At 52.7% G+C, this 26,072-nt stretch carries 26 protein-coding genes; 21 read left to right on the forward strand and 5 right to left on the reverse strand.

Annotation, left to right across the window (positions count from 1 at the left end; translation table 11 throughout):
• Positions 1 to 76: 76 nt before the first annotated feature.
• Positions 77 to 1,450, forward strand: a complete 1,374-nt coding sequence (locus KE531_13180; GenBank protein ID MBR9954549.1) for an MATE family efflux transporter — start codon at positions 77 to 79, stop codon at positions 1,448 to 1,450.
• A gap of 3 nt (positions 1,451 to 1,453) precedes the next feature.
• Complete coding sequence (locus KE531_13185) at positions 1,454 to 2,632, forward strand: AlkZ family DNA glycosylase (protein ID MBR9954550.1); 1,179 nt, start codon at positions 1,454 to 1,456, stop codon at positions 2,630 to 2,632.
• Positions 2,633 to 2,642: 10 nt separating this feature from the next.
• On the opposite strand, the gene fabG is transcribed toward KE531_13185, so the two are convergent.
• Positions 2,643 to 3,371 (reverse strand): 3-oxoacyl-ACP reductase FabG, encoded by a 729-nt coding sequence (gene fabG, locus KE531_13190; GenBank protein MBR9954551.1) that lies wholly within the window; start codon positions 3,369 to 3,371, stop codon positions 2,643 to 2,645.
• 261 nt (positions 3,372 to 3,632) lie between these two features.
• Here fabG and trxB point away from each other — a divergent pair, with 261 nt between their 5' ends.
• Genes trxB through glpK form a run of 6 tightly spaced genes read left to right on the forward strand, consistent with a single transcriptional unit; the run spans position 3,633 to position 9,829 of the window.
• Entirely contained in the window at positions 3,633 to 4,592 is a 960-nt protein-coding gene (gene trxB, locus KE531_13195) for a thioredoxin-disulfide reductase (protein ID MBR9954552.1), read from the forward strand.
• 20 nt (positions 4,593 to 4,612) lie between these two features.
• A complete protein-coding gene (locus KE531_13200; GenBank protein ID MBR9954553.1) occupies positions 4,613 to 6,112 on the forward strand; it encodes a C40 family peptidase in 1,500 nt (499 codons plus the stop codon).
• 20 nt (positions 6,113 to 6,132) lie between these two features.
• Positions 6,133 to 6,813: an L-serine ammonia-lyase, iron-sulfur-dependent subunit beta gene (gene sdaAB, locus KE531_13205; GenBank protein MBR9954554.1), complete on the forward strand. Its 681-nt coding sequence runs from the start codon at positions 6,133 to 6,135 to the stop codon at positions 6,811 to 6,813.
• Between the two features lie 13 nt (positions 6,814 to 6,826).
• Positions 6,827 to 7,717, forward strand: coding sequence for an L-serine ammonia-lyase, iron-sulfur-dependent, subunit alpha (gene sdaAA / locus KE531_13210; GenBank protein ID MBR9954555.1), 891 nt, complete (start codon positions 6,827 to 6,829; stop codon positions 7,715 to 7,717).
• A gap of 42 nt (positions 7,718 to 7,759) precedes the next feature.
• The gene (locus KE531_13215; GenBank protein MBR9954556.1) at positions 7,760 to 8,326 is read left to right on the forward strand and encodes a glycerol-3-phosphate responsive antiterminator; all 567 of its coding nucleotides are present in this window, start codon (positions 7,760 to 7,762) and stop codon (positions 8,324 to 8,326) included.
• A gap of 12 nt (positions 8,327 to 8,338) precedes the next feature.
• Positions 8,339 to 9,829, forward strand: a complete 1,491-nt coding sequence (gene glpK / locus KE531_13220; GenBank protein MBR9954557.1) for a glycerol kinase GlpK — start codon at positions 8,339 to 8,341, stop codon at positions 9,827 to 9,829.
• Between the two features lie 92 nt (positions 9,830 to 9,921).
• On the opposite strand, the gene KE531_13225 is transcribed toward glpK, so the two are convergent.
• On the reverse strand, positions 9,922 to 11,094 hold the full coding sequence (locus tag KE531_13225) for a class I SAM-dependent methyltransferase (protein MBR9954558.1): 1,173 nt from the start codon (positions 11,092 to 11,094) through the stop codon (positions 9,922 to 9,924).
• A 189-nt stretch (positions 11,095 to 11,283) separates the two neighbouring features.
• On the opposite strand from KE531_13225, the gene KE531_13230 reads away from it, so the two are divergent.
• On the forward strand, positions 11,284 to 11,733 hold the full coding sequence (locus tag KE531_13230) for a winged helix-turn-helix transcriptional regulator (GenBank protein ID MBR9954559.1): 450 nt from the start codon (positions 11,284 to 11,286) through the stop codon (positions 11,731 to 11,733).
• Entirely contained in the window at positions 11,733 to 12,227 is a 495-nt protein-coding gene (locus KE531_13235) for a GNAT family N-acetyltransferase (protein ID MBR9954560.1), read from the forward strand. The genes KE531_13230 and KE531_13235 overlap by 1 nt, the downstream gene beginning before the upstream one ends.
• A gap of 391 nt (positions 12,228 to 12,618) precedes the next feature.
• Here the strand turns inward: KE531_13235 and KE531_13240 are convergent, their stop codons facing one another.
• The gene (locus KE531_13240; GenBank protein ID MBR9954561.1) at positions 12,619 to 13,290 is read right to left on the reverse strand and encodes a Crp/Fnr family transcriptional regulator; all 672 of its coding nucleotides are present in this window, start codon (positions 13,288 to 13,290) and stop codon (positions 12,619 to 12,621) included.
• 94 nt (positions 13,291 to 13,384) lie between these two features.
• Here KE531_13240 and KE531_13245 point away from each other — a divergent pair, with 94 nt between their 5' ends.
• The 5 genes from KE531_13245 to dcd all read left to right on the forward strand — a co-directional run bounded on the left by KE531_13245 (position 13,385) and on the right by dcd (position 16,401).
• On the forward strand, positions 13,385 to 13,927 hold the full coding sequence (locus tag KE531_13245) for a flavodoxin family protein (protein ID MBR9954562.1): 543 nt from the start codon (positions 13,385 to 13,387) through the stop codon (positions 13,925 to 13,927).
• Positions 13,924 to 14,907: an NADH:flavin oxidoreductase gene (locus KE531_13250; protein MBR9954563.1), complete on the forward strand. Its 984-nt coding sequence runs from the start codon at positions 13,924 to 13,926 to the stop codon at positions 14,905 to 14,907. Before KE531_13245 ends, KE531_13250 begins: the two co-directional genes overlap by 4 nt.
• Positions 14,908 to 14,917: 10 nt before the next feature.
• Positions 14,918 to 15,337, forward strand: coding sequence for a TIGR04076 family protein (locus tag KE531_13255; protein MBR9954564.1), 420 nt, complete (start codon positions 14,918 to 14,920; stop codon positions 15,335 to 15,337).
• A 234-nt stretch (positions 15,338 to 15,571) separates the two neighbouring features.
• The gene (locus tag KE531_13260) at positions 15,572 to 15,748 is read left to right on the forward strand and encodes a hypothetical protein (protein MBR9954565.1); all 177 of its coding nucleotides are present in this window, start codon (positions 15,572 to 15,574) and stop codon (positions 15,746 to 15,748) included.
• A gap of 107 nt (positions 15,749 to 15,855) precedes the next feature.
• A complete protein-coding gene (dcd, locus tag KE531_13265) occupies positions 15,856 to 16,401 on the forward strand; it encodes a dCTP deaminase (protein ID MBR9954566.1) in 546 nt (181 codons plus the stop codon).
• A 133-nt stretch (positions 16,402 to 16,534) separates the two neighbouring features.
• Here the strand turns inward: dcd and KE531_13270 are convergent, their stop codons facing one another.
• Both KE531_13270 and raiA read right to left on the reverse strand, forming a co-directional pair.
• Entirely contained in the window at positions 16,535 to 17,035 is a 501-nt protein-coding gene (locus KE531_13270) for a flavodoxin (GenBank protein MBR9954567.1), read from the reverse strand.
• An 82-nt stretch (positions 17,036 to 17,117) separates the two neighbouring features.
• The gene (gene raiA / locus KE531_13275; GenBank protein MBR9954568.1) at positions 17,118 to 17,645 is read right to left on the reverse strand and encodes a ribosome-associated translation inhibitor RaiA; all 528 of its coding nucleotides are present in this window, start codon (positions 17,643 to 17,645) and stop codon (positions 17,118 to 17,120) included.
• Positions 17,646 to 18,561: 916 nt separating this feature from the next.
• On the opposite strand from raiA, the gene secA reads away from it, so the two are divergent.
• The 6 genes from secA (at position 18,562) to pstB (ending at position 26,059) form a co-directional block, all read left to right on the forward strand.
• Positions 18,562 to 21,144, forward strand: coding sequence for a preprotein translocase subunit SecA (gene secA, locus KE531_13280; protein MBR9954569.1), 2,583 nt, complete (start codon positions 18,562 to 18,564; stop codon positions 21,142 to 21,144).
• A gap of 15 nt (positions 21,145 to 21,159) precedes the next feature.
• Positions 21,160 to 22,296, forward strand: a complete 1,137-nt coding sequence (gene prfB, locus KE531_13285; GenBank protein ID MBR9954570.1) for a peptide chain release factor 2 — start codon at positions 21,160 to 21,162, stop codon at positions 22,294 to 22,296.
• A 240-nt stretch (positions 22,297 to 22,536) separates the two neighbouring features.
• Positions 22,537 to 23,469, forward strand: a complete 933-nt coding sequence (locus KE531_13290; GenBank protein ID MBR9954571.1) for a phosphate ABC transporter substrate-binding protein — start codon at positions 22,537 to 22,539, stop codon at positions 23,467 to 23,469.
• Positions 23,470 to 23,473: 4 nt separating this feature from the next.
• Positions 23,474 to 24,406, forward strand: coding sequence for a phosphate ABC transporter permease subunit PstC (pstC, locus tag KE531_13295; GenBank protein ID MBR9954572.1), 933 nt, complete (start codon positions 23,474 to 23,476; stop codon positions 24,404 to 24,406).
• Positions 24,407 to 25,282 (forward strand): phosphate ABC transporter permease PstA, encoded by an 876-nt coding sequence (gene pstA / locus KE531_13300; protein MBR9954573.1) that lies wholly within the window; start codon positions 24,407 to 24,409, stop codon positions 25,280 to 25,282.
• Positions 25,283 to 25,300: 18 nt separating this feature from the next.
• Positions 25,301 to 26,059, forward strand: a complete 759-nt coding sequence (gene pstB / locus KE531_13305) for a phosphate ABC transporter ATP-binding protein (GenBank protein MBR9954574.1) — start codon at positions 25,301 to 25,303, stop codon at positions 26,057 to 26,059.
• Positions 26,060 to 26,072 lie beyond the last annotated feature (13 nt).

Below are 26,072 nucleotides of genomic sequence, written 5' to 3' on the forward strand. Positions count from 1 at the left end.
CAGGCCAGAAGCCTTTTCGGCCGCCATTTCCACGAAAAAACGAGAACGAAGCGAGGCTTCAGAAAGAGAGGAAAACATGGAAGATCAACAGAAACTCGTGCTGTTTGAACAGACGCCGATTCCGCGCGCCGTCATGCAGCTTGCAGTCCCGACAATTTTAAGCTCCCTGGTCATGGTGCTTTACAACCTGGCCGACACCTATTTCGTAGGCATGCTTAACGACCCCATCGAAAACGCAGCCGTGACGTTAGCGGCGCCGGTGCTTTTGGCCTTCAATGCGGTCAACAACCTGTTCGGCGTGGGCAGCTCCAGCATGATGAGCCGGGCCCTCGGCCGGAGAGACTACGATACGGTGTACCGCAGCTCTGCCTTCGGTTTTTACTGCGCCGTCTTCTTTGGAATCCTGTTTTCCGTCGGCTTTACCGTATTTAAGGAACAGTTCCTTGTGATTCTTGGGGCCAGCGCCGAGACGTCTGTCCAGACAGCCGGATATCTGAAATGGACAGTGACCTTCGGTGCGACGCCTGCAATCTTAAACGTCGTCATGGCATACCTGGTTCGTTCCGAGGGCTCCGCTCTCCATGCCAGTATCGGAACCATGAGCGGCTGCCTTTTAAACATCGTCCTTGACCCGTTTTTCATCCTCCCGTGGGGGCTCAACATGGGCGCAGAGGGTGCCGGTCTCGCCACCTTCCTCTCCAACTGCGTGGCCTGCCTGTACTTCTTCGTGCTGCTGTTTGTAAAGCGCGGGAAAACCTATGTCTGCATCAACCCGAAAATGTTCCGGCTGGACAAGGCTATCGTCATCGGCGTCTGCGGCGTCGGGATTCCGGCCTCGATCCAGAACCTGCTTAACGTAACCGGCATGACGGTTTTAAACAACTTTACGTCGGCCTTCGGCTCCGATGCCGTTGCGGCCATGGGCATCACCCAGAAAATCAACCAGGTGCCCCTTTACATATCCCTGGGCCTTTCCCAGGGCATCATGCCGCTCATCAGCTATAACTACGCCAGCGGAAACATTAAGCGCATGAAAGGGACGCTGACCTTCTCCATCAAGGTTGCCCTTACGTTCATCACGACCGTTTCCGTCTGCTATTTCCTGGGCGCAGACGTGATGGTGCGGCTGTTCATGAAGAACGAGAGCATCATCGCATACGGGAGCCGGTTCCTCAGAGGCTTCTGCCTGGGCCTTCCGTTCCTGTGCATGGACTTTATCGCGGTGGCCGTGTTCCAGGCGACGGGCCTTGGAAAATATGCGTTCCTGTTTGCCGTGCTCCGGAAAATTGTGCTGGAAATTCCGGCCCTGTATATCTTAAATCAGTTGTTCCCGCTTTACGGCCTGGCCTACGCACAGCTTACGGCAGAGTTAATCCTGTCTGCGGCGGCAGTGATCGTCCTTGTGCGGCTGTTTAAGAAATTAGAAAAAACCATGGCAAAGAGGGAGTAGCCAATGACAGAAGTCACCCTGAACCAGGTACGCAGTTTCAGGCTGCGCGCCCACCATCTTGACCGGGAATACGGGAAAACAGAAGTTTACCGGGCGGCGGGCGCCTGCGGTCTCCAGAATTCGCCGCCGGGGGCCTGGGAGACGGCGCTTTATAACCGGATCCCGGAGTGCGGCAGAGAAGAGATGGAGCGGCTTTTGTACCGGGAGAAAACGCTTCTTCAGGCATGGAGCTTCCGCGGCCTGCCCGTCATTTTCCCTGCCGGTGAGAGCAGCGTCTTTCTCGGCGCCCTTGCGGCGCAGGGAGAAGAACCGTGGATTTATACGGATGGGATCGGCCTGGCGCTGGATTTTCTGGGGCTTTCATTTGAAGAGGTGTTTGAAATCTTAAAAGAGGTGATTACCGGGTTGGACGGAAAGACGGTTGTCAGCAAGGCAGCGTTGGATCAGATGCTGGCCGGCTGGATGCGGCCGTATATCCCGGAGGGAAAAAGAGCCCTCTGGGACAGCCCGTCCATGTACGGGAGCCCGGATAAGCAGACGGTTGGCGGCGCGGCCGTCTCGTTTCTGCTGCGACCCTGTTCGTTTCTGGGACTTGCGGTGTTCGGGGAGCGGGAAAAGACGAGCCCCTCGTTTACGTCGTATAAAGGCTGGCTCGGCCATGAAATGAGGACGGACGAAGACGCCGTCCGAAATCTTGTGACGAAATTTCTGCACTGCTACGGCCCGGCATCGCCGGACATGCTTGCGGCGTTCCTGGGCTGTTCCAGAAAGCAGGCAAGACGCATGTGGGGCACTGTTTCGGACGGGCTTTGCAGCGTCACCTTCCTTGGGAAAAAGAAATATGTCCTGGAAGAAGACATGGACGCGCTGGTTTCTGCGCCGTCTCCGGAGCGGGAGCTTGTCCTTCTTGGCGGCCATGACCCGTTTCTCGATCAGAGGGACCGGCTCGTTCTCCAGCCGGATCAGTCGCTCCATAAAAAAATCTGGAAATTCGTCTTCAATCCCGGCGTCATTTTGCTTCGCGGAGAGGCTGCCGGCGTCTGGACAGGGAAAAAGACGGCGAAAGGCCTGGAAGTAAAAGGCGAGCTCTGGAACGAAGAGGTGGAGAAAAAAGAGGTTCTGCGGCTGGCCGAAGAATACGCGGCCTTCCGGGGAGAACCTCTGGCGTCGTTTGAACTTTGATTGCACCGCCCTAAATCCAGCCGCCGTCAAGACCGATGACTTGTCCCGTCAGGTACTCCGGGGCCTCTGCCAGCTTAAGAAGGAGAGCGGCGGCCTCTTCTGGCGTCCCCATGCGGCCTGCCGGGATCTCCTCCAATAACATTTCTTTTTCTTCAGCATCTAAAAATCCGTTCATTTCCGTGTCAATGGCGCCGCAGGCTACGGCATTTACCTGGATATGGGACGGCGCCAGCTCCTTTGCGAGGGCACGGGTCATGGCGTTGACGCCGCCCTTGGAAGCCGAGTAGGCCGCCTCACAGGAAGCACCGCAGACGCCCCAGACCGAGGAGATGTTTAAAATCTTTCCGGCCTGTTTTTTTACCATGCCGGGGATGGCGCGGCGGCAGCAGAGAAAGACTGCCGTGAGGTTGGTCTTTAAAAGCCTGTCCCACTGCTCGATGGACATGTCCTGGAGAAGCCCGATGTGGGCGATGCCGGCGTTGTTGATCAGGACGTCGACGAAGCCGAAGCGGGCCTCTGCCTCAGAAAAAATCAGTTCGCATCCGTCCGGATCGCCTGCATCGGCCTGTACAGCCAGGCAGGCGGCACCTGTCTTTTCTATTTCTCTTTTCAGCTCCAGCATTTTTTCCGTCTGCGACATACAATTTATTACGACGTTGTAACCGGCTCCCCCGAAAGCAAGGGCCGCCGCACGGCCGATTCCGCGGGAAGAGCCGGTGATGAGCACTGTTTTATTCATGGGAATTTCTCCTTTCCCGCCAAGTATATCATCAAACGCCCGATTTTAAAAGCAGGAACCTGGATTCCTTAAGACTTTCTTACGCCGGGAATTTATCCCGAAAAACGTCTGTATTATTTCGGGCGGTTATGGTATAATGTTAACAGCGTGAGCCCGATGGAGCGAAGCGGAATCGGGCCACACTGCGGGGCCACACTACGCCCGCGCCGCCGCCCAAACCCCGCGGCAGAGGCTGTCTTTCACCTGATTCAGGAGGTAATTATGGAAACGATATATGATCTTGTAATTATCGGCTCCGGCCCGGCCGGGCTTGGGGCCGCCATATACGCGCAGAGGGCTGATTTAAAGACGCTTGTCATCGAAAAGGAGATGATGAGCGGCGGCCAGGTGCTTACGACCTACGAGGTCGACAATTATGCCGGGCTTCCCGGCATCGGGGGCTTTGACCTGGGCATGAAATTCCGGGAGCATGCCGACAAGCTCGGCGCCCAGTTCGCAGAAGATACGGTCGTCCGCATCGAAGAGGCAGAAGGAAAGGAAGGGCTTTTAGAGGCCGCCGAACTCTCCGGGAAGCTTAAAAACGTAGTGGGAGAGAACGGCTCCTATCTCACAAAGGCCGTCATCATCGCCACAGGCGCCCATCACAGGAAGTTAGGGGCGCCTGGAGAAGAGGAATTTTCCGGCATGGGCGTTTCCTACTGCGCCACCTGCGACGGCGCATTTTTCCGGAACAAGACGACGGCAGTCGTAGGCGGCGGCGATGTTGCCATCGAGGACGCCATTTTCTTAGCAAGGCTCTGTGAAAAGGTGTACCTGATCCACAGGCGTGACGAGCTGCGCGGGGCGAAGAGCCTCCAGAAGCGGCTCATGGCCATGGAAAATGTGGAAATCCTCTGGGATACGGTGGTGGAGTCCATCGACGGAAAAGAAAAGGTGGAGTCCCTGAAACTTCAGAATAAAAAGAGCGGAGAGAAAAAAGAACTCTCCGTGGACGGCGTGTTTATCGCCGTGGGAATTTCGCCCAACAGCGAGGCATACAAAGGAACGGTTTCCATGGATGAGGGCGGCTATATCGAGGCCGGGGAAGACGGAAAAACCTCGGTTCCCGGAATTTTTGCGGCAGGCGACGTGCGTACCAAGGCGCTCCGCCAGATCGTGACGGCTGTGGCCGACGGCGCCAACTGTGTGACAGGCGTGGAACGGTATTTGAACGGACAGTGACAAAAAAGAGAGGGACCCAAATGAAGAAGACCATAAAAATACTGGCTGCCGGCTGCCTGCTCGCGCTGGCAGCCCTGCCGTCCACGGCATACGCCTCTGTCTCATGGGAAACCGATTCATCGGTGGCAGGCGCAGCCGTTGCCCTGAACAACTACTATGCGGCAAGCTTAAAGCCGGAGGAGGACTTTGCGTCGGCCATCGAGGAGAGCGGCGTCTTTAAAGCCGAGGTTTTCACAAGCCCGAAGGAAGACGCACCCCTTGTGATGTCGACGGCTTCGGCCTACTCCAATGTGGCGATTTCCCATGTGAGCAATTACGTCAACGTGCGGACAGAGCCCAATACATCAAGCGAAATCGTCGGAAAAATCTATAATAACTGTGCGGCGACGATCCTGGCGACGGTTGACGGTGAAGACGGCCAGTGGTACCAGATCCAGTCCGGTACCGTAAACGGCTACATCAAGGCAGAGTATTTCATCACCGGCACCGACGCGGAGAAGATTGCAAAGCAGGTGGGCACCATGTACGCGAAAATCGCCAACGCCGACACGCTGCGGCTCAGGGAGGAGCCAAATCTCACAAGCCGGACGCTGACGCTTTTAAGCGAGGACGCCGAGTATGTGGCATTGGAAGAAACCGGGGATTTCGTAAAAATCCAGGTGGACGCAGACCTGACCGGCTATGTACATAAAGACTATGTGAATCTTCGCGTGGAATTCAAGCAGGCGGTGAGCCTGGCGGAAGAGCAGGCGCAGAAGGAAGAAGAGGAGCGGCTTAAAAAGGAAGCGGCCGACGCTATCGCAAACCTGGAACAGGTGAAAAAAGAGGCTGAGGCCCAGGCAAGCCAGAGCCAGACGTCGGAAGCCGTGACCGAAGGAAGCCAGAGCACCGAAAGCCAGACGGAGACGCCGGAAACCACCAAAGCGCCGGAAACAGAAACCCAGACGGCAGAGATCGGCACCATCGCAAGAAATCCGTTGGAGGAAACCACCACGGCGGCCCCAACGACGACGGCAGCGCCTGAGACAACCACAGCCGCGCCTGAGACAACGACGGCGGCGGAGGGCACCTTAAGCGCGTACCAGGAGATCGGCCCCGGCGGCAGCATGGGCCCGGGCGGCTCCAATACCGGCACCAGCTCCGGAAACACCGTGGAGACGGCAACCAGGACGGCGATTGTTGCATATGCAAAGCAGTTCCTTGGAAATCCCTATGTATATGGAGGGACAAGCCTGACAAACGGCGCAGACTGCTCCGGCTTTACGATGCGGATTTATGAACATTTCGGCATCGACACCGGGCGGACCTCCAGGGATCAGGCTGCCAACGGAAAAGAAATTCCCATTGATTCCGTGCAGCCGGGCGACCTTTTGTTCTATGGAAGCGACGACTATATCAACCATGTGGCCATGTACATCGGAGGCGGTCAGGTTATCCACTCCAGCACGCCGGCCACAGGAATTACCATTACTTCGTCCAATTACAGGACACCTTGCAAGGCGGTAACATTTTTAAATTAAAATAGCAGGAGAAAATCGGAATGAATGAGATCGGAACATTTGACATCCTGGGGCCAAATATGATCGGTCCCTCCAGCTCCCACACGGCCGGGGCGCTGAAAATTGCGTTTATCGCAGGAAAAATGGTGAAGGCAAAGCCGGTGAAGGTGAAATTTGTCCTCTACGGCTCCTTCGCAAGAACGTACCACGGCCACGGTACGGACAGGGCCCTGGTGGGCGGAATTTTAGGGTACCATCCCGACGATGAGAGGATCCGCGATTCCTTCGACCATGCAAAAGAGGCCGGGCTGTCCTTTGAATTTGTCGAGGATTTCGAGGACAAGGAAATCTACCCGAACACCGTGGACATCTATGTGACCGACGAGGAAGGCGCAACCATGTCGCTCCAGGGAAAATCCATCGGCGGCGGCAACGCGGTGATTACGAAGCTCAACGGCGTGGATGTGGAGCTGTCCGGCAACTACACGACGATGATCGTGGAGCACATCGACAAGAAGGGAACGCTGGCCTTCGTGACGACGGTCTTAAGCGCCTACGACTTGAACATCGGCTCCCTGCGTCTTTACAGGGAGAGCAAGGGAAAGATCGCCTATGCGATTATCGAGGTGGACACAAACGTAAAGGAATCCGTGGTGAGCGCGCTGAGCGGGTTTGAAGCTGTTCGGAACGTGGTTCTGGTTCCGGCCATAAAACTGGAGTAATGAGGGGAACGGTATGAATTTTGTAAACGGTGCACAGTTATTGGAATACTGCGAAAAAGAAAATAAAAGGATTTCCGACGCCATGTTCGAGCGGGAAACGACCCACTTGGAGCAGGATCCGGCCAGGACACGGGCCAGGATGGAAAAGGCATACTCCATCATGAAGGCGGCGGCAAGAAAGCCCATGAACGAAGACATCGTCAGCATGGGCGGCATGATCGGCGGGGAGAGCAAAAAGCTCCATACCCTGCGGGAAGACGGGAAAAACATCTGCGGAGACGTGATTTCAAAGGCCATCGCCTACGCGGTCGGCGTTCTGGAGGTCAACGCGTCCATGGGCCTTATTGTGGCGGCCCCGACGGCCGGCTCCTCCGGCGTCCTGCCGGGCGTCCTCTGTTCCCTTCAGGAGCAGTACGGATTTTCCGATGAGGAGATCTGCCAGGTACTTTTCAATGCGGCGGCCATCGGCTACCTGATTACGAGAAATGCCACGACGGCCGGAGCAGAGGGCGGCTGTCAGGCCGAGGTGGGCTCTGCCAGCGCCATGGCGGCGTCTGCGGCCGTAGAGCTCATGGGCGGAAGTCCGAGGCAGTGCCTGGATGCGGCGTCCTTTGCAATCGTCAACATCCTGGGCCTCGTCTGCGACCCCATCGGCGGCCTTGTGGAGAATCCCTGCCAGAACCGGAATGCCATGGGCGCCTCCAACGCGTTAATCAGCGCCGAGCTGGCCCTTGCCGGAATTAAGAGCATTACGCCCATCGACGAGACCGTCGGCGTCATGTATGCAGTCGGAAAATCCCTGCCGTCGGAGCTTCGTGAGACGTCCCTCGGCGGCATGGCCGTGGCAAAGAGCGCCTGCGAGGCGTGCATGGCATGCGCGGCGAAACGGCACGGGAAGAGTTAAAACGATGCCGCGGCATAAAATATGCGCGGCGGAAGGCAAAGTATGAAGCAGGAATTATATGAAATCGCCGAGGGCTGTCCGGTCATCGCTGCCGTAAAGGATGACCGGGGCCTTAGGCGGTGCCTGGAATCGGAGAGCTCCGTCGTATTTATCCTGTACGGCGATATCTGTACGATCCGGCAGATCGTGGATACAGTGAAGGCGGCCGGAAAGCTGGCCATCGTCCATGCGGATCTGATCGGCGGGCTGGCTCCGAAAGAGGTGGCCGTGGACTTTTTAAAGACAGAAGCCGGGGCGAACGGGATTATTTCCACGAAGCTTCCGTTAATCCACCGGGCGAAGGAGCTGGGGATTTACGCGGTATTCCGGTTTTTCGTCATTGATTCCATGGCCCTTTTGAATATCAGAAAACAGTGCGGCATCTGCCGTCCCGATATGGTGGAAATCCTGCCGGGGCTGATGCCGAAGATCATTGCGCGGCTTTCCTCGGAGCTTTCGGTGCCGGTCATTGCAGGCGGCCTGATTTCGGAGAAAAGCGACGTGACGGCGGCGCTGGAGGCGGGGGCTGTCTCCATCTCCACCACAGACGAGGAAGTCTGGTTTATGTAAGGGGTGCGGAACATGGGAAAGTATATTATGGCTCTGGATGCCGGTACCACCAGCAGCCGGTGCATTTTGTTTGACAGGACGGGGGCCATGAAAAGCGTGGCCCAGAAGGAGTTCACCCAGTATTTCCCAAAGCCGGGGTGGGTGGAGCACGACGCCGATGAAATCTGGTCGACAGAGCTTGGCGTCGCAGTGGAAGCCATGACGAAGGCCGGGGCGTCTGCCGCCGATATTGCGGCCATTGGGATCACAAACCAGCGGGAGACGACGGTTGTCTGGGATAAAAAGACAGGCGAGCCCATCTGCCATGCCATCGTCTGGCAGTGCCGCCGGACGTCGGCTTACTGTGATGAACTGAAGGCCAGGGGATTTACGGATATGATCCGGAAGAAGACAGGGCTCGTGATCGACGCATACTTTTCGGGGACAAAGTTAAAATGGATCTTAGACAATGTGCCGGGAGCCAGGGAGCGGGCCGAACACGGCGAGCTTTTGTTCGGTACTGTGGAGACCTGGCTCATCTGGAAGCTCACAAAAGGAAAGGTTCATGTGACCGACTATTCCAACGCCTCCCGGACGATGTTATTCAACATCAGGACGCTTTCCTGGGATCCGGAAATCCTTGCCCTCCTTGACATTCCGGCTTCCATGCTTCCGGAGGTGAAGCCCTCCAGCATGGTTTACGGGGAGACGGATCCGTCTTATTTCGGCGGCCCCATTCCCATCGGCGGCGCGGCCGGAGATCAGCAGGCGGCGCTGTTTGGCCAGACCTGCTTTGAGCCGGGGGATGCAAAAAATACATATGGGACAGGCTGTTTTCTTCTGATGAACACGGGGGAGACGCCGGTGTTTTCGGAAAACGGCCTCGTGACGACTATCGCCTGGGGGCTTGACGGCAAAGTGAATTATGCCCTGGAAGGTTCGATTTTCGTGGCCGGTGCGGCGATCCAGTGGCTGAGGGACGAGATGCGGCTCATTGACTCAGCGGCAGATTCGGAGTACATGGCCGGGAAGGTGAAGGACACGGCCGGCTGCTATGTGGTGCCGGCGTTTACGGGCCTTGGCGCGCCTTACTGGGATCAGTACGCCAGGGGTACCATTGTCGGGATTACCCGCGGCGTCAATAAATACCATATCATCCGGGCGACTCTGGAATCCCTGGCGTATCAGACAAACGACGTCTTAAGGGCCATGGAGGCGGATTCCGGCATGAAGCTTACGTCTTTAAAGGCGGATGGCGGCGCCAGCGCCAACAACCTTCTGATGCAGATGCAGGCGGATATTGTCCGTGTCCCGGTGAAGCGCCCCGGCTGTGTGGAGACGACGGCCATGGGAGCTGCGTATCTTGCGGGGCTTGCAGTCGGATACTGGAAAAACAAGGACGAGGTGCTGAAAAACTGGTCGGTAGACCGGGAATTTTTGCCGGAGATCTCCGAGGAGGAGAGAGATGAAAAGGTAAGAGGCTGGAAAAAGGCGGTCAAGTATGCCTTTGGATGGGCCGAATAGAGAGAATGGCCGGGAAGAGATGCACGCTGCGGCGCCGGAGAGGTTCGGCGGCGCGGCGGGATTTCCCGGCTGTTTTTCATTTGATGGAAGCCTTAGTACCACCTGGTGAGGGGCAGCTCGTTGTTGACGCCCTTTGTGGCGAGAATCTGGTGCAGGTCGATGATTCCGTTGTGGAAGGTGGCCGCGCAGGCCGCAAGATACAGGTTCCACATGCGGACGAACCGCTCGTCGAACCGTTTCCTCACCTCGTCCAGGTTCTTTTTATAATTGTTTTCCCAGCAGAGCAGGGTTTTATTGTAGTGCATCCGCAGGTTTTCCACGTCGAGGACATGGAAGCCGTCGTTTGCCATGTCTGCGATCATTTCCCTGAGACTTGGGACGACACCGCCCGGGAAGATGTATTTTTTAATCCATGCATCTCCCGGGTATTCTTTTAATGCACTGATAAAATGCAGGAGAAACAGTCCGCCGTCCTTTAAGACGTCGCGGACGCAGTCGTTGAAAAGCTGGTAATTTTCCCGTCCCACATGCTCAACCATGCCGACGGAGACGACGCGGTCGTAGGTCTGTCCTTCCTTCGGGAGATCCCGGTAATCCATGAGTTTCACATCAAGCATGTCCTGGAGCCCTTCTTCTTTGATCCGTTTCCGAAATTCCGCATGCTGCTCTCTGCTTAAGGTAATGCCCGTCCCTTTGACCTTGTATTTTTTCGCTGCCTCGATGAGGAGAAAGCCCCATCCGCAGCCGATGTCTAAGAGGGTCATGCCTTCCTTTAAATGAAGCTTTTCTAAAATATACCCCACTTTATTGACCTGTGCCGCGTAAAGGCTGTCATCGGGATTTTTAAAATAGGCGCAGGAATAACTTAAGGTATCGTCCAGCCAGAGCTTGTAAAAATCATTTCCGATGTCATAATGGCTCGTGACTTCTTTCTCCTGTACTTTTTTCGTGACCGGCGTGTGGATCAGTTTTTTTAAAGCCCGCTCGTTTGTGGAGAATTTCCCCATCTGCCCGAGAAAATGGTCGAGGGCGTCGTAAAGATCGCCTTCGATTTCCAGATCGCCGTCCATGTAGGCTTCGCCCAGGGCAAGGGAGGTGCTGGTTAAAAGCTCCGGTACCGGCAGAGCCTTTTTAAAGTGGACAGTGAAGACCGGGGCGCCGCGGCCCACCTGATAGGACTTGTCGTTAAATTTTACAAGGAATGGATACTCGTCAAATCTTGACAGGAACTGTACCATCGCTTTTTCTTCCAGTTTTTCCAGCATTCAGCATGACTCCTTCCGGTTTGCAGATGATGTCGGGAACGGAAAGTCCCGGACTTATGGATAGTTTTCCATATTTTTGCGGGAATATGCAAGCCCATGCGAGAACTATGCGAAATAAGAGTTGATAAATTCAACCAAAAGAGCTATTATTGAGTTGATAAAATCAACTCATATGCAGGAGGGAAAAACATGGACAGCGATTGGATTCAGAAGATACGGTCCTTTAACCGGTACTATACGGCCTGGCTGGATGTGATGAACAAAGCATATCTGGGAACAGAGCTGACGTGGCCGGAGTCCCGGGTACTGTTTGAAATTTATATGTATCCGGAGATCAGTGCAACGGGTCTGTGCGGGCATCTTCGCATGGACAAGAGCTATGTCAGCAGGATCCTGGCTAAATTTGAAAAACAAGGCCTGCTGGAGCGTGAGTTGATACCGGGAACGAGAGGCCAGAAGAGGCTGCATCTTACGCAGGACGGAATAAAGACGGCGGAGCAGATCGACCGGAGCGGAAACTGCCAGATTGCCGGAAAGCTAAAGGACATGACCCCGGAAACATGCCGGGAACTTTGCAGGGCGATGGAATTTATTGAAAAGACCCTGCGGGAAAATGAGGCGAAGGAGATAAAAAAGTGATGAAACATGAAATTATAATCCGTACCTTTGAGCCAGGTGACCCGAGTCTAGTATGTTGGTTCCAGTATCGGCTCTATGAAAAGCAGTACCATTTCAATGGGCTTTACGAAAAGGAAATGCTGGGCGGAATGGCGGAGATTTATGATGACCCGGAAGGAAACCAGATGTGGATTGCAGAGGCAGACGGCAGGATTGTGGGAGATATTGCCGTCATAAAAAGAGGCGATGACCGGGCGCAGCTTCGCTGGTTCGGCGTCGACACAGACGAGCAGGGGCAGGGCCTTGGAAACCGGCTTTTAAAAACCGCCATGGACTTTTGTGCCCAAAAGGGGTATGTCCATCTTTATCTTGGAACGCTGGATATTTTAAAGCCGGCGCGGCACCTTTATGGAAAATTCGGCTTTCACAGGACAGAGAGCGAACCTTATAATGAGTGGGATGAAAGCCGGGAGATGTACCATGAAACATGGGAGTGTGAGTTGGGGCAGGGATAAAATAAGCCTATGCACACGCTGTTCGTGTGTATAGGCTTACATTTCCGGTTCTAATTGCCTCCGGCAACTGACTTCCATATCATTTCGATATAAACTGCCCCCGCCCTATACGGATCATATATCGGGGACAGGATATCATATCTGACAGATTTCTGTATTGGCAGAACAGCTCCCCTCAGACTGATTATGTCTGAAGCAAACATGAAATAGTAATGGAATATTCTGCGGCAGCGCATTATAATATACCTGAAACCAATGCTCATGTGCCATAAAGTGACGTGAAAGAATTTGATAGACAGCAGACCACTATTCCGCTAAAAATTTCAGCCTGTATATCATTTGAAGCAGATGATGTACAGGCTGAAACTGTATAATTTATCACGAGGATGGCTTAAAGTATCTCTGATGTACAGAATTTTGCCAAATCTGGAAGATTGATTACATGAACTTTTCCGCGAGTCGTTGAAATAATGTTCTGTTTTCGTAGGTCAGCCAGACCTCTGGTAAGCTGGATACGGCTAAGCCCGAGAATTTCCGCAAGTTCTTCCTGCGTCATATCAATCACAAGGCCGGAACAGGCGGGCTGATTGATAGTAAGCAAATAAAGGAGATTGCAGATTTTTATGAAAGATGGATTGTACTCTTGATGGATGATTTCAAAAAGGAAACGATTGATATACATAGAGTTCCAGTTTACGACCTGTTCGCTCAATGCAGTATTCGTTTCAAACATTTTTTGAAATTGGTCTTTCGTAAATTCCAGAACTTTCATATCGGACAAGGCGGCTGTAATCAATGAAAGCTCGATTCTATAGTCATACTGGCGATAACCGGGAAATACTGTACCGGCTCCGTGAAAGCTGATTATTTTTCTGCGTCCGTTTTCATGGTCTGCAAAATGAATGGCCGCCCCAGAAATGATATAGTGGATTTTTTCGTAGGGCTGTCCGGGTTTCCACAGATAGTCCCCTTTGTGAAAAGTCCTTGTGGCATGGGGCTGTGAAAGGAAGTATTCATAGAACTGCCGGAAGTCATCTGTGAAAAAATAGCGTGGTATTAGCAATTTATCACCTCACAATCTACCAATTTGGTTTTGTCACTATAATTGTACCATTATGGGTAGCTTTTTCAATTCAAGATACGAGGAGAAAATACCTATGAGAATTGTTGTAATTACCGGAAGCCCACACAAAAGAGGCACCTCCGCTTTGTTGGCGGACGAGTTCATACGTGGTGCGGAAGAAGCTGGGCACCGTGTCTACCGTTTTGATACCGCATTTGAGTGCGTTCACCCCTGCATTGGCTGTGAAACTTGCGAGTGCGGAAAAAAGCCTTGTGTTTTTAAGGACGGAATGATGCCATTATATGATGAGCTGAAAAAAGCCGATATGGTGGTGTTTGTTTCCCCTGTTTATTATCATGCCTTGTCTGCGCAAATAAAAATGGCAATCGACCGATTCCATGGGATAGAAATTGATTTGCAGCACCATAGCAAGAAAGCCATGCTTATTCTTACTGCTGCTGCGGCAGCTCCCAGTGTTGCGGATGGAGCAATCCTCAGCCATAAAAGAACGCTAAAGCATCTGAAATGGAGCGATGACGGACAGCTACTTGCGCTTGGATGCAATACGAGGTCTGATATAGAAAAAACGGATTATCCGGAACAAGCACATAAAATGGGGAGGAACCTTGAAGAATGAGCCTTGAATATCTTGGAACCCCATTAAAAGTTTGCGGCCATATCATCAAAAACAGAATTGTTGTTCCGCCTATGGCGAACTTTGCCCTACGGGCGGGAGATGGATTTGTCAAACCGGGGCATTTGCAATACTATGGGGCTTATGCATCCGGTGGCGCAGGGCTTGTTATTGTGGAAGCCTGTACAGTGATTTCTGTTCCTGATGTTCTGTCAGTCTATGATGACTCATGCATTGATGGTATGTCTAAATTGGCAGAAGTCATTTCCTCTGCGGGCGCTGTGCCGATGATACAGCTCTTACATGACGGGCTATATATCTTGCAAGAGAACGAAATCGCACAAATCAGCCATATTGATTTCTTGCGGTATAAGCAGATGTTCATAGATGCCGCCCTACGCTGCAAAAAAGCTGGCTTTGCTGGAGTGGAGTTACACGCTGCCCACGGCTTTTACTTAAATCAGATTTTAGAGCGTAATTCCCGTACCGATGAATACGGTGGTAGCTTTGCAAACAGGGTGCGTATTATTCGAGAACTGATACAGGAAATCAAGGAGCTCTGCGGCAAAAACTTCATCGTTGCGGTTCGATTTGGCAATCCAAATTATGAAGAATTGCTCCAAATCGCTGCTGCAATCGAAGAAGCAGGAGGTGACCTGTTGGATGTCTCTACCGGCTGCAAAGGGTATGAAGGCGTTCCGTCAGATTTTGGATTTGATGCAAAAATATATGCTGCTTCTCTTGTGAAACGACAAGCGCGCATACCCGTGATTGGTGTCGGAAATATTTTTACGGGAGAACAGGCAGAACAAATTTTGGAAAAGAGATATGCCGATATGATTGCCGTAGGACGGGGGCATTTATGTGATCCCGCGTGGGCCAATAAAGAGTTTGCAGGCCAACAGCCAAAGCTGTGTAGAAATTGCCGCAGATGTATGTGGTATGTGGATAGTAGAAAGTGTCCCGCATGTAAAGAAAGGTGAGGATTAGAAAATGGAGCATAGAGTAAAGGTTACTGTATTAGACAAAAAATTGTTTCCTGAATTACAGGCGCAGTATTGCGCTGTACCGGATAGTGGCAAATGCCCCTGCTATAATGTGGGCGATGAGTTTCTGTTTTATCGCAACGATGAACGGGATGATTTTTGGCACATGGGAGCGGGTACGCTTATAAAAAGCGGAAAAACGGATGATGGCGTACTGCAATCCCCTGGGACGATGCACTGCGGCTCGCAGGGGGTTCCGTTTTGTTCGGAAGCATGGGACGCCATCAGCAGATATATTTATTCTGCGTTACAAGGCGGAGCAATTATGCGTGGATGGACAAATGACGATAAAGTTATGATTGCATGCTGCAACGATGGTACCAGGCCGGTCATTTTCAAAGTCGAACGTATAGATGTAGAGGAATAGCTATGAGCATAAAGATAAAAATTACCGTTCTAAAGCGCGGGTATGAAAAGAACTGGTAGAGAGCTTTTTGGAAAATCCCCAAACAGGTAAGTGTCCTGTTTTTCAAGAAGGTCAAACGTTTCTTGTTACACGCGAAAACTACAATAATTTTCCATATGAAAACAACTTTTGCGTAGCGGCATGGGATGTAATAAAAATTAAAGTTTACGCCGGTTTGCAGGGCGGCAATTTTTATTGGAATCTGTGGTTAAATATACATTGCCTGAAAATGAAACACAGATTTTTGCCTCAAAATATAAATTATATTTGCCGAGCGAGGAGGAACTATTGCGGGAATTAAATCAGGAATATCAGGCACTAGAAGCCGGCAAGTTAGGGGAAGAAGCAATTGGGGCCGCGAAAAAAGATTAGATTTTGCATCGAGACCGTGCAATATACACCCCATTAAGAAGATATCATGGTGAAATTTATACGGTAAAGAAATGGTGCCGGAAGATAAAAAACAGGAGGAGAAGAACATGATACTTTCAGACAGGACACTGATAAAAATGCTTAAGGAGCGGACGCTCTCTGTCAGCCCTCTGGAACCTGAACAGATACAGCCTGCCAGCATTGATATCCGGATCGGGAACACGTACAGCATTGCAGAGGACTCCCCGTCCGGGATCATACGCTTAAGCGAAGAAGCCGCATACAGGCAGATTACTGCTGACAAGTATATCCTTCTTCCAGGGCAGTTCGTATTGGCTACGACAATGGAGTTTGTGGAACTTCCCGATAATCTGACAGCATTTGTCGAGGGGCGCAGTTCCCTCGGACGCCTGGGATTGTTCATTCAAAATGCCGGTTGGGTGGATCCTGGTTTCAAGGGAGAAATCACGCTGGAGCTGTTTAATGCCAGCAGATGTGCCATTGAACTGACGGCAGGGCGCCGTATCGGGCAGCTGGTATTTGCACAGCTTGACGATCACGCCTTAAATCCCTATCAGGGGAAGTACCAGGGGCAAAGAGGCGCAACAGGATCGAGGGTATTCTTAGATAACGACAGCACAGGAAACAGGTAAACGTCTCACCCCATCTGATGCTGAACCAGAAAAACGTCTGAATTCGGAACCGATCAACACAGCAAAAAGCCCATACCCGCAAAAACGCAGGCGTGGGCTTTTTCACTTCCCTATTATAATGCCAGAATCCCGTTTACCGGCCAAACAGCTCCTTCGCCTTCTCTGCAAATCTTGTCCCGAAAATTGGGAACAGCTCTTTTCCAGTCATCTCCGGGCCGAAGCAGACGGGGCCAAGGTGGATGAACGGGGTTCCGAGGCTGGTGCCGCCGGAGTAGATGAGCATGCCTTTTACGAGAAGCTGAACGAGAATGCTCTCGATGGTCATGACCGGGCCGCCCTGGGGCATGTTGGCCGTTGCGAAAGCGCCGCCCAGCTTACCGGCCATCTTGCAGGGGCAGGTGTCCAGCCATTTTTTCATCTGCCATGCCTCAGAAGCATAGTAATCCGGCGTTCCGAACAGGACGCCGACGGATTCGTTTAAGGCGGCTATGTAGGAATCTTTGTTCTCTTCAAAGGAATCGACCGGGATTAAAACGGCTTCCATGCCCTCTACGGCCTCGATTCCTTTTTTGATCTCTTCGGCCATCTGCTTTGTGCGGCCGGAAGCGGAAAAATATACGACAGAAATTTTCATAGTGTCCTCCTTTAAAATGCCGATGCGGATTGTCCCGCATCGGCACATCGTATGGCTTGTCCATCTGGGAAACGGTGTTTCCTTAGAATTCCGGCTCGATCAGGCCGTAGGAATTTGCTTTTCTCTTGTAAACCACGTTGACCTCGTTGGTTTCCGCATTGAGGAACATGAAGAAATTGTGGCCTAAAAGTTCCATCTGGATACAGGCCTCCTCGGGATCCATGGGTTTCATGGCGAACCGTTTCGTCTTTACGATTTTTACGGTTTCTTCAGCCTCTGCTTCTTCTTTCAGAAATGCCTCGCTGAAGGAGAGGGCGCTCTGTTTCTTATCAATCAGTTTCGTCTTGTATTTTTTGATCTGACGCTCGATAATCTCTTCCACCAGGTCGATGGAAACGTACATATCGCTGCTGTCCTGCTCGGCACGGATAATGTGGCCTTTGACGGGGATTGTCACCTCGATTTTCTGGCGTCCCTTCTCAACGCTCATTGTTACCTGGATTTCCGTGTCCGGTGAAAAATAACGCTCCAGCTTGCCGATCTTTCCCTCTACTGCATCTCTCAGACCCTGAGTGATGTCGATGTTTTTTCCGCTGATGATATAACGCATAGAATCAACTCCTTCTTACTGGGATTGTTTCATTATACCATGTCCGCTGCGCGGCCATGGAGCCTCCGGCGGATTTTAGCACCCGGCTTTCCGCGGCGGGCGCGGAAACCGGTATGTGCAGGTATAATGTTCACACTGTGAACATTATACCATGTCCGCTGCGCGGCCATGGGCCTCCGGCGGAACTTAGCGCCTGGATTTCTGCGGCAAGCGCAGAAACCAGAATGCGCAGGTATAATGCCCGCTTTGCGGTCATTATACCATGTCCGCGGCCGCAGCCTGACGGATATTGTGCCGGATTTTTCCACGGCACATGCAGGTATAATGTCTAGTATTAGTATAGCATATGTTTCAGTGAAAAACAATTCATTTTGTAAAAAGTTTATACAATTTAAGAAAGAAAAATAAAGTATTTGTACGATAGGCGGGCCGCGACAGGATGCGGCATTTGTCAAGGGATTTCGCGCGGAAAAATGTCGGAAAAGGGAATTTTATGAGATGTGTACAAAAATGTGAAAAAAATCCGTTTGCTGGAAAACCGTGTCCGGAATGTGTAAAAAATTGTGGATAATGTGGATAACTTGGTGTATAACTGCATTTTAACGCAAAATGGGGCCTGGGGCGGGTGGACAACTTTCAACAACTTCCTTGTGGATAATTGTGGATAAAGTGGATAAGACGAAAATCGAATGTATGATTTGTGCAATTTGTCTGGTTTACAATAAAAACTTATTTTATGTAACCAGGAAACACGATTCGACAGGAGCTGTCTGGGGGAGCGGCAGCGAAATTATGACTAAATTGTTAAAAAAATAGGAAGGGATTGAATAAAACGCGGGAAGGTGCTAGAATATATAAGATTGTATCATAGGGAACCAGACCAATTTTTCAATAAATGTATTTAGGAGCGAGCAGAATGAATCTTGTGGAGAAAGTATTTGGAACGCACAGTGACCGGGAGCTGAAGCTGATTTATCCGATTGTCAAGAAGATCGAGAGTCTGCGGCCGACCATGCAGGCTATGAGCGACGAGGAGCTGCGCGACCAGACAAGAAAATTCAAAGAGTGCCTGGCCGGAGGGGAAACGCTGGACGACATCCTGCCGGAGGCATTTGCTGCCGTGAGAGAGGCGGCCAGGAGAACATTAAATATGGAACATTACCCGGTGCAGCTCATCGGCGGAATCGTGCTGCATCAGGGCCGCATTGCCGAGATGAAGACAGGCGAAGGAAAAACCCTTGTTTCCACATGTCCGGCCTATTTAAACGCGCTGGCCGGAAAAGGCGTCCAGATCGTCACGGTCAACGACTATCTGGCAAAGCGTGACGCCGAGTGGATGGGACAGGTTCATGAATTCCTGGGCCTGAAAGTGGGCGTCGTCTTAAACTCCATGACCTCCGCCGAGAGAAAGGAAGCCTACAAGTGCGACATCACCTACGTGACGAACAACGAGCTGGGCTTCGACTACCTGCGCGACAACATGGCGATTTACAAGGAGCAGATGGTGCTCCGTGACCTGGACTACTGTATCATCGACGAGGTGGACTCGGTTCTCATCGACGAGGCCAGGACGCCGCTTATCATTTCCGGACAGAGCGGAAAGTCCACGAAGCTCTACGAGGTCTGCGACATCCTCGCAAAGCAGTTAAAGCGCGGCGAGGAGTCCGGGGAGTTCACAAAGCTCAACGCCATCATGGGCGAGGAGATCGAGGAGACCGGCGACTTTATCGTAAACGAGAAGGACAAGGTTGTGAACCTGACGGCCGACGGCGTCAAGAAGGTGGAGGAATTCTTCCATATTGAAAACCTGGCTGATCCGGAAAATCTGGAGATCCAGCACAACATCATCCTGGCCCTCCGCGCCAACTACATGATGTTCCGCGACAAGGACTATGTGGTAAAGGACGACGAGGTTCTGATTGTCGATGAATTTACCGGCCGTATCATGCCGGGCCGCCGCTATTCCGACGGCCTCCATCAGGCCATCGAGGCGAAGGAGCATGTGAACGTCCGCAGGGAGAGCAAGACCCTTGCAACCATCACCTTCCAGAACTTCTTCAATAAATTTGCAAAGAAAGCCGGCATGACCGGTACGGCCCAGACCGAGGAGAAGGAGTTCAGAAACATCTACCAGATGGACGTTATCGTGATCCCGACCAACAAGCCGGTGATCCGTCTTGACCGGGAAGACGCCGTCTATAAGACGAAGAAAGAGAAATTCAACGCCGTCGTCGAGGACATCGTAAAGACTCACGAGACAGGCCAGCCTGTCCTGGTTGGTACGATTACCATTGAGACGTCGGAAATGTTGAGCCGCATGTTAAAAAAGCGCGGCATCCCGCATAAGGTATTAAATGCCAAGTTTCATGAGCTGGAGGCGGAGATCGTCGCCGAGGCCGGCGTCCACGGCGCCGTCACCATCGCCACCAACATGGCAGGCCGCGGTACGGATATCAAGCTGGATGACGAATCCAGGGCAGCCGGCGGCTTAAAGATCATCGGTACCGAGCGCCACGAGTCCCGCCGGATCGACAACCAGCTTCGCGGACGTTCGGGACGTCAGGGAGACCCGGGCGAGTCCCGCTTCTATATCTCTCTGGAAGACGACCTGATGCGCCTCTTCGGCTCCGAAAAGCTCATGAGCATGTTCAATGCCCTTGGCGTGCCGGAGAATGAGCAGATTGAGCACAAAATGCTTTCTTCTGCCATCGAAAAGGCTCAGAAGAAGATCGAGAACAACAACTACGGAATCCGCGAGAACCTGCTGAAATACGACGAAGTCATGAACGAGCAGCGCGAGGTGGTTTACGCAGAGCGTATGCAGGTGTTAAACGGCGAAAACATGCGCGATGTGATCATGAAGATGGTGACAGACATCGTTGAGGGCGCCGTGGACATGTCCATCCCCGACGACAAGGCCGCGGAAAACGGAGATTTTAAGGAATTAAACGAGCTTCTGCTTCCGATCATTCCCTTAAAGCCCATCGGGGCCGACGACGAGAAGCGGAAGATGAAGAAGGAAGAATTAAAGCACGCGCTGAAGGAAGAGGCCATCAAGTTCTACGAGTCCAAAGAGGCGGAATTCCCGGATTCGGAGAAAATCCGTGAGATCGAGCGCGTGATCCTTCTGAAAGTCATTGACAATAAATGGATGTCCCACATCGACGACATGGATCAGCTCCGCCAGGGCATCGGCCTCCAGGCCTACGGCCAGCGCGACCCGCTTGTGGAATATAAGATGAGCGGCTATGAGATGTTCGACGACATGTCGGCGGCCATCCGCGAGGATACGATCCGCATCCTCTGCCACATCCGCGTGGAACAGCGGGTGGAGCGTGAGCCGGCTGCCAAGGTGACGGGAACCAACAAGGACGACAGCGCCCAGAAAGTGCCCCAGAGGCGGACGGTTCAGAAGATTTACCCCAACGATCCGTGCCCCTGCGGCTCCGGAAAGAAGTTTAAACAGTGCCATGGCAGAAAGCTTTTGGCGCAGCAGTAAGAGAGGACGGCAAGTATGGTTGAGTTAGACCAGTTCAAGTACACCTTATCCACGTATGAAAAGCCCTTAAAGGAGGTGCGGGATTCCTTAAATCTCGATGCCAAGCTGCAAAGAATCGACGAGCTTGACAAGACCATGGAGGAGCCGAGCTTCTGGGAGGACGCGGAAACCTCCACCCGCCTTGTGAAGGAAGCGAAGAACCTGAAGGATACGGTTGAGGAATTTCATAAGCTCCAGAACCAGTACGAGGAAATCGAGCTGATGCTGGAGATGGGATATGAGGAGAATGATCCGGAAATCATTCCTGAAATTCAGAAGATGATGGATGCGTTCACGACGGAACTGGACGCTCTGCGCCTTCGGACTCTTCTTACAGGGGAATACGACAGCAACAATGCGATTCTGAGGTTAAACGCGGGAGCCGGCGGCACCGAGGCCTGCGACTGGTGCAGCATGCTTTACCGCATGTACTGCCGGTGGGCCGAGAGCAAAGGCTTTACCACGGAGGTGCTCGACTTCCTCGACGGCGAGGAGGCCGGCATCAAGTCCGTGACGGTGCAGATCAACGGCGTCAACGTGTTCGGATATTTAAAATCCGAGCGCGGCGTCCACCGTCTCGTGCGGATTTCCCCGTTCAACGCCAACGGAAAGCGCCAGACGTCCTTCGTGTCCTGCGACGTGATGCCGGACATCGAGGAAGACCTGGATGTGGAGATCAACCAGGACGACCTGCGTATCGACACCTACCGCTCCAGCGGCGCCGGCGGCCAGCACATCAACAAGACGTCGTCGGCCGTCCGGATTACCCATATCCCGACGGGAATCGTCGTCCAGTGCCAGAATGAGCGTTCCCAGTTCCAGAATAAGGATAAGGCCATGCAGATGTTGAAGGCCAAGCTTTACATGCTGAAGCAGCAGGAGAACGCCGAGAAGATTTCCGACATCCGCGGCGACGTGAAGGAGATCGGATGGGGAAGCCAGATCCGCTCCTATGTGCTTCAGCCGTACACGTTAATCAAAGACCACCGGACGGGCTACGAGAGCGGAAACGTAAACAGTGTCCTGGACGGCGGCCTGGACGGCTTTATCAGTGCTTACTTAAAGTGGGAGAGCCTCGGAAGGCCCCAGGTGAAAGGCGGAGACCTGGAATAATCTTAACATAATATAAGAAGACCTTGTGCCGGAGAATACGAAACCGTGTTTTCCGGCTTTTTTTATTGCATCTTATCTCACCTGCATTTACATTCGGCAGAATTTCTTGATTTTCATTTTACACGGATCTTACAAAGATGTTACGGCTCTGTGGTGTTTCATTCCCCGGGAAAATGGTAAAACCTTATTGTACAGAGAAAAGAAAAAACGAAAAAGGAATCCATGAGGAGGAAAAAGATTATGAAAATCAGAAAATTGATTGCACTTACGGGAGCTGCCCTGCTGGCGATGAGCGCCATGACGGGATGCGGCAGCCAGGAGACAGAGACGACAGCAGCCACCACGGCTGAGACCACCACGGAAACAGAGACAACAACTGCTGGTGAAACCACGACGGAGGCAGAAACGACAACGGCAGAGGCGGCAGAGGAAGCACTTTCCGGCAGCATCTCCATGTCCGGCTCCACTTCCATGGAGAAGGTAGCAAACGCCCTTCGTGAAAGCTTCATGGAGAAATACCCGGACGTATCCGTTTCCGTAGAGTTCACCGGTTCTTCCGCAGGCGTTGAGGCCGTGCTTTCCGGCACCAGCGACATCGGAAACTCTTCCAGAAACTTAACGGATGACGAGAAGTCCGCAGGCGCTGTGGAAAATATCATGGCAATCGACGGAATTGCCGTTGCCGTTGATACGGCCAACACGGTTACGAACCTGACAAAGGATCAGCTTACGGAAATTTACACCGGCGCAGTCACCAACTGGAGCGCAGTCGGCGGCGAGGATATGCCGATTGTCGTAGTGGGACGCGAGGCTGGTTCCGGTACGAGAGGCGCTTTTGAGGAAATCCTTGGAGTAGAAGATCAGTGCGCTTACGCAAACGAGCTGGACAGCACAGGCGCCGTTATGGCAAAGGTTGCCTCCACGCCGGGCGCCATCGGCTACATCTCCCTGGACGCCATTGATGATTCCGTGGCAGTCCTCCAGCTCGACGGCGTAGACGCGACGGCTGAGAACATCAAGGCCGGCACCTACTTCTTAAACCGCCCGTTCGTAATGGCTACCAATGGAGAAATCTCCGCTCAGAGCGACCTGATTCAGGCATGGTTCGAGTATGTGTTCTCCGCAGAAGGCCAGGAAGTTGTTGCAAACGCAGGACTGATTACGGTGGAATAATAACATGACGGAAAAACAGACCTTTTCCATAAAAGCAGATGCAAGAAAGAAAGCTCTTGTGGAACATGCGGCACAGTTCATCTTTACAGTATGTGCATTCTTTGCGGTGATGGCGGTTCTCTCCATCACCGTCTACATGTTCTTAAACGGTACGCCGGCCCTCTTTGAGGTGGGGATCACGGATCTCCTTTTCGGAACCGTGTGGAAGCCAACGGCAAAGGAGCCGTCCTTCGGAATCCTTTACGTCATCCTGACCTCCATCCTGGGAACATCGGCAGCCGTCGTGATCGGAGCGCCCATCGGCGTGTTCACCGCGGTATTCATCGAGGAAATCGCGGGAAAGAAGATGGCGGCTATCGTGAAGCCGGCCGTGGAACTTTTAGCGGGAATCCCGTCGGTAATCTACGGGCTTCTCGGCATCTACCTCTTAAACCCGCTCATGTATAAGTTGGAGCGTCTGGTTTTTGCAGGTTCCACGACCCACCAATATACCGGCGGCGCCAACCTTTTGTCGGCGGTGATTGTCCTTGCGATCATGATCCTGCCGACGGTCATCAACGTGAGCGCCTCGGCCCTCCATGCCGTGCCGAAACAGCAGAGGGCGGCCTCCTATGCCATGGGGGCCTCGAAAATCCAGACGATTTTCAAGGTAGTGCTCCCGTCGGCCAGATCCGGCATCATTGCAGCCGTCGTTTTAGGAACGGGCCGTGCCATCGGCGAGGCCATGGCGATTACGCTTGTTTCGGGAAGCTCTGTCAATATCCCGCTTCCCTTTAACTCCGTCCGCTTCTTAACGACAGCCATCGTCAGCGAGATGGGCTACGCGGCAGGGCTTCACAGGCAGGTACTATTTACCATCGGCCTCGTGCTCTTCGTGTTTATCATGTGCATCAACATCGGACTTACGAAGATCCTCAAAGGAAAGGAGGACGCATAGATGGAGCGGGTCAGCATCATGAACAGGAAAAGACGGATTTCCGATGACATCCTGACGGCCGTCATCTATCTGTCGGCCTTCATCGCTGTGGCGATCCTGGTGGGGATCATCGGCTACGTCTTTTTCCGCGGCATCAGCCAGGTAAACTGGGAGTTCCTTACGAATGTGCAGAGCGCATCCAAGGGCACCGTGGGAATCGCGGGAAACATCGTAAACACCTTATACATCGTCATTCTCACGCTTCTCGTGGTGACGCCCATCGGAATCGGCGGCGCCATTTACTTAAGCGAGTATGCAAAGCCTGGGAAATTCGTTTCCCTGATTGAATTTACCATTGAAACCCTGACGGGAATCCCGTCCATCATTTTCGGCCTGTTCGGAAGCGTGTTCTTCGGCGAGGTGTTAAAACTTAAATATTCCATGCTGACCGGCGCCCTGACCTTAACGATCATGGTGCTGCCGCTCATCGCAAGGAATACCCAGGAGGCTTTAAAGACCGTGCCGGACAGCTACCGCAGCGGCGCCCTCGGCATCGGTGCCACGAAATGGTACATGATCCGGACGATCATCCTGCCGAGTGCCATGCCGGGAATCTTGACAGGCGTGATTTTAGCCATCGGCCGCACCGTCGGCGAGTCGGCAGCCCTCTTATTTACGGCCGGCAGCGGATACGATCTGCCGAAGGGCGGCATGGGACTCGTGCGGAAGCTCTTTGAACCGGGCGGCACCATGACCATTGAGCTGTATCTCCAGATGGCAAAGGGAAAATATGACGTGGCGTTTGGAATTGCCTGCGTGCTTCTGGTTCTCGTGCTGGTGATGAATTTCCTGGCAAAATACCTGGCGGGAAGATTCAATGTGGAGAACCGGAAATAATTTTGGAAGAGGAACGATATGCTGGAAAAGAAAATTGACGTGAAAGGGCTGAACCTGTACTACGGGGAAAACCATGCCCTGAAAAATGTGAATATAGAAGTCCGGGAAAATGCCGTGACAGCGCTCATCGGCCCGTCCGGCTGCGGGAAATCCACGTTTTTAAAGTGCTTAAACCGCATGAACGACCTGGTGGACGGCGTCCGCATTGACGGACAGATTTTGTTAGACGGGGAAAACATCTACGACGCCGGCGTGGATACCACGCTCCTTCGCAAAAAAGTGGGCATGGTGTTCCAGCAGCCGAACCCGTTCCCTATGAGCATCTACGATAACATCGCCTACGGCCCGAGGATCCACGGGATCAAGAACAAGGCGAAGCTCGATGAAATCGTGGAAAATGCCCTGAAGGGAGCCGCTATTTTTGACGAGGTGAAGGACCGGCTAAAAAGCCCTGCCCTGGGGCTTTCCGGCGGACAGCAGCAGAGGCTCTGCATTGCGAGAGCTCTGGCCGTGGAGCCGGAGGTGCTCTTGATGGATGAGCCCACATCGGCTTTGGATCCCATTTCTACTTTGAAAATCGAGGATCTGATGAACGACCTGAAAAGCCAGTACACGGTGGTCGTCGTTACCCACAATATGCAGCAGGCGGCCAGGGTATCGGATGTGACGGCCTTCTTCCTTTTAGGAGAGTTAGTAGAGGCCGACGATACCATGAACATCTTCGGAAGTCCCAAAGACAAGAGGACGGAAGACTATATTACAGGCCGGTTTGGCTGATAGGGAGGGAGCA

The organism is Eubacteriaceae bacterium Marseille-Q4139 (assembly GCA_018223415.1).
Classification (GTDB): Bacteria; Bacillota; Clostridia; order Lachnospirales; family Lachnospiraceae; genus CABSIM01.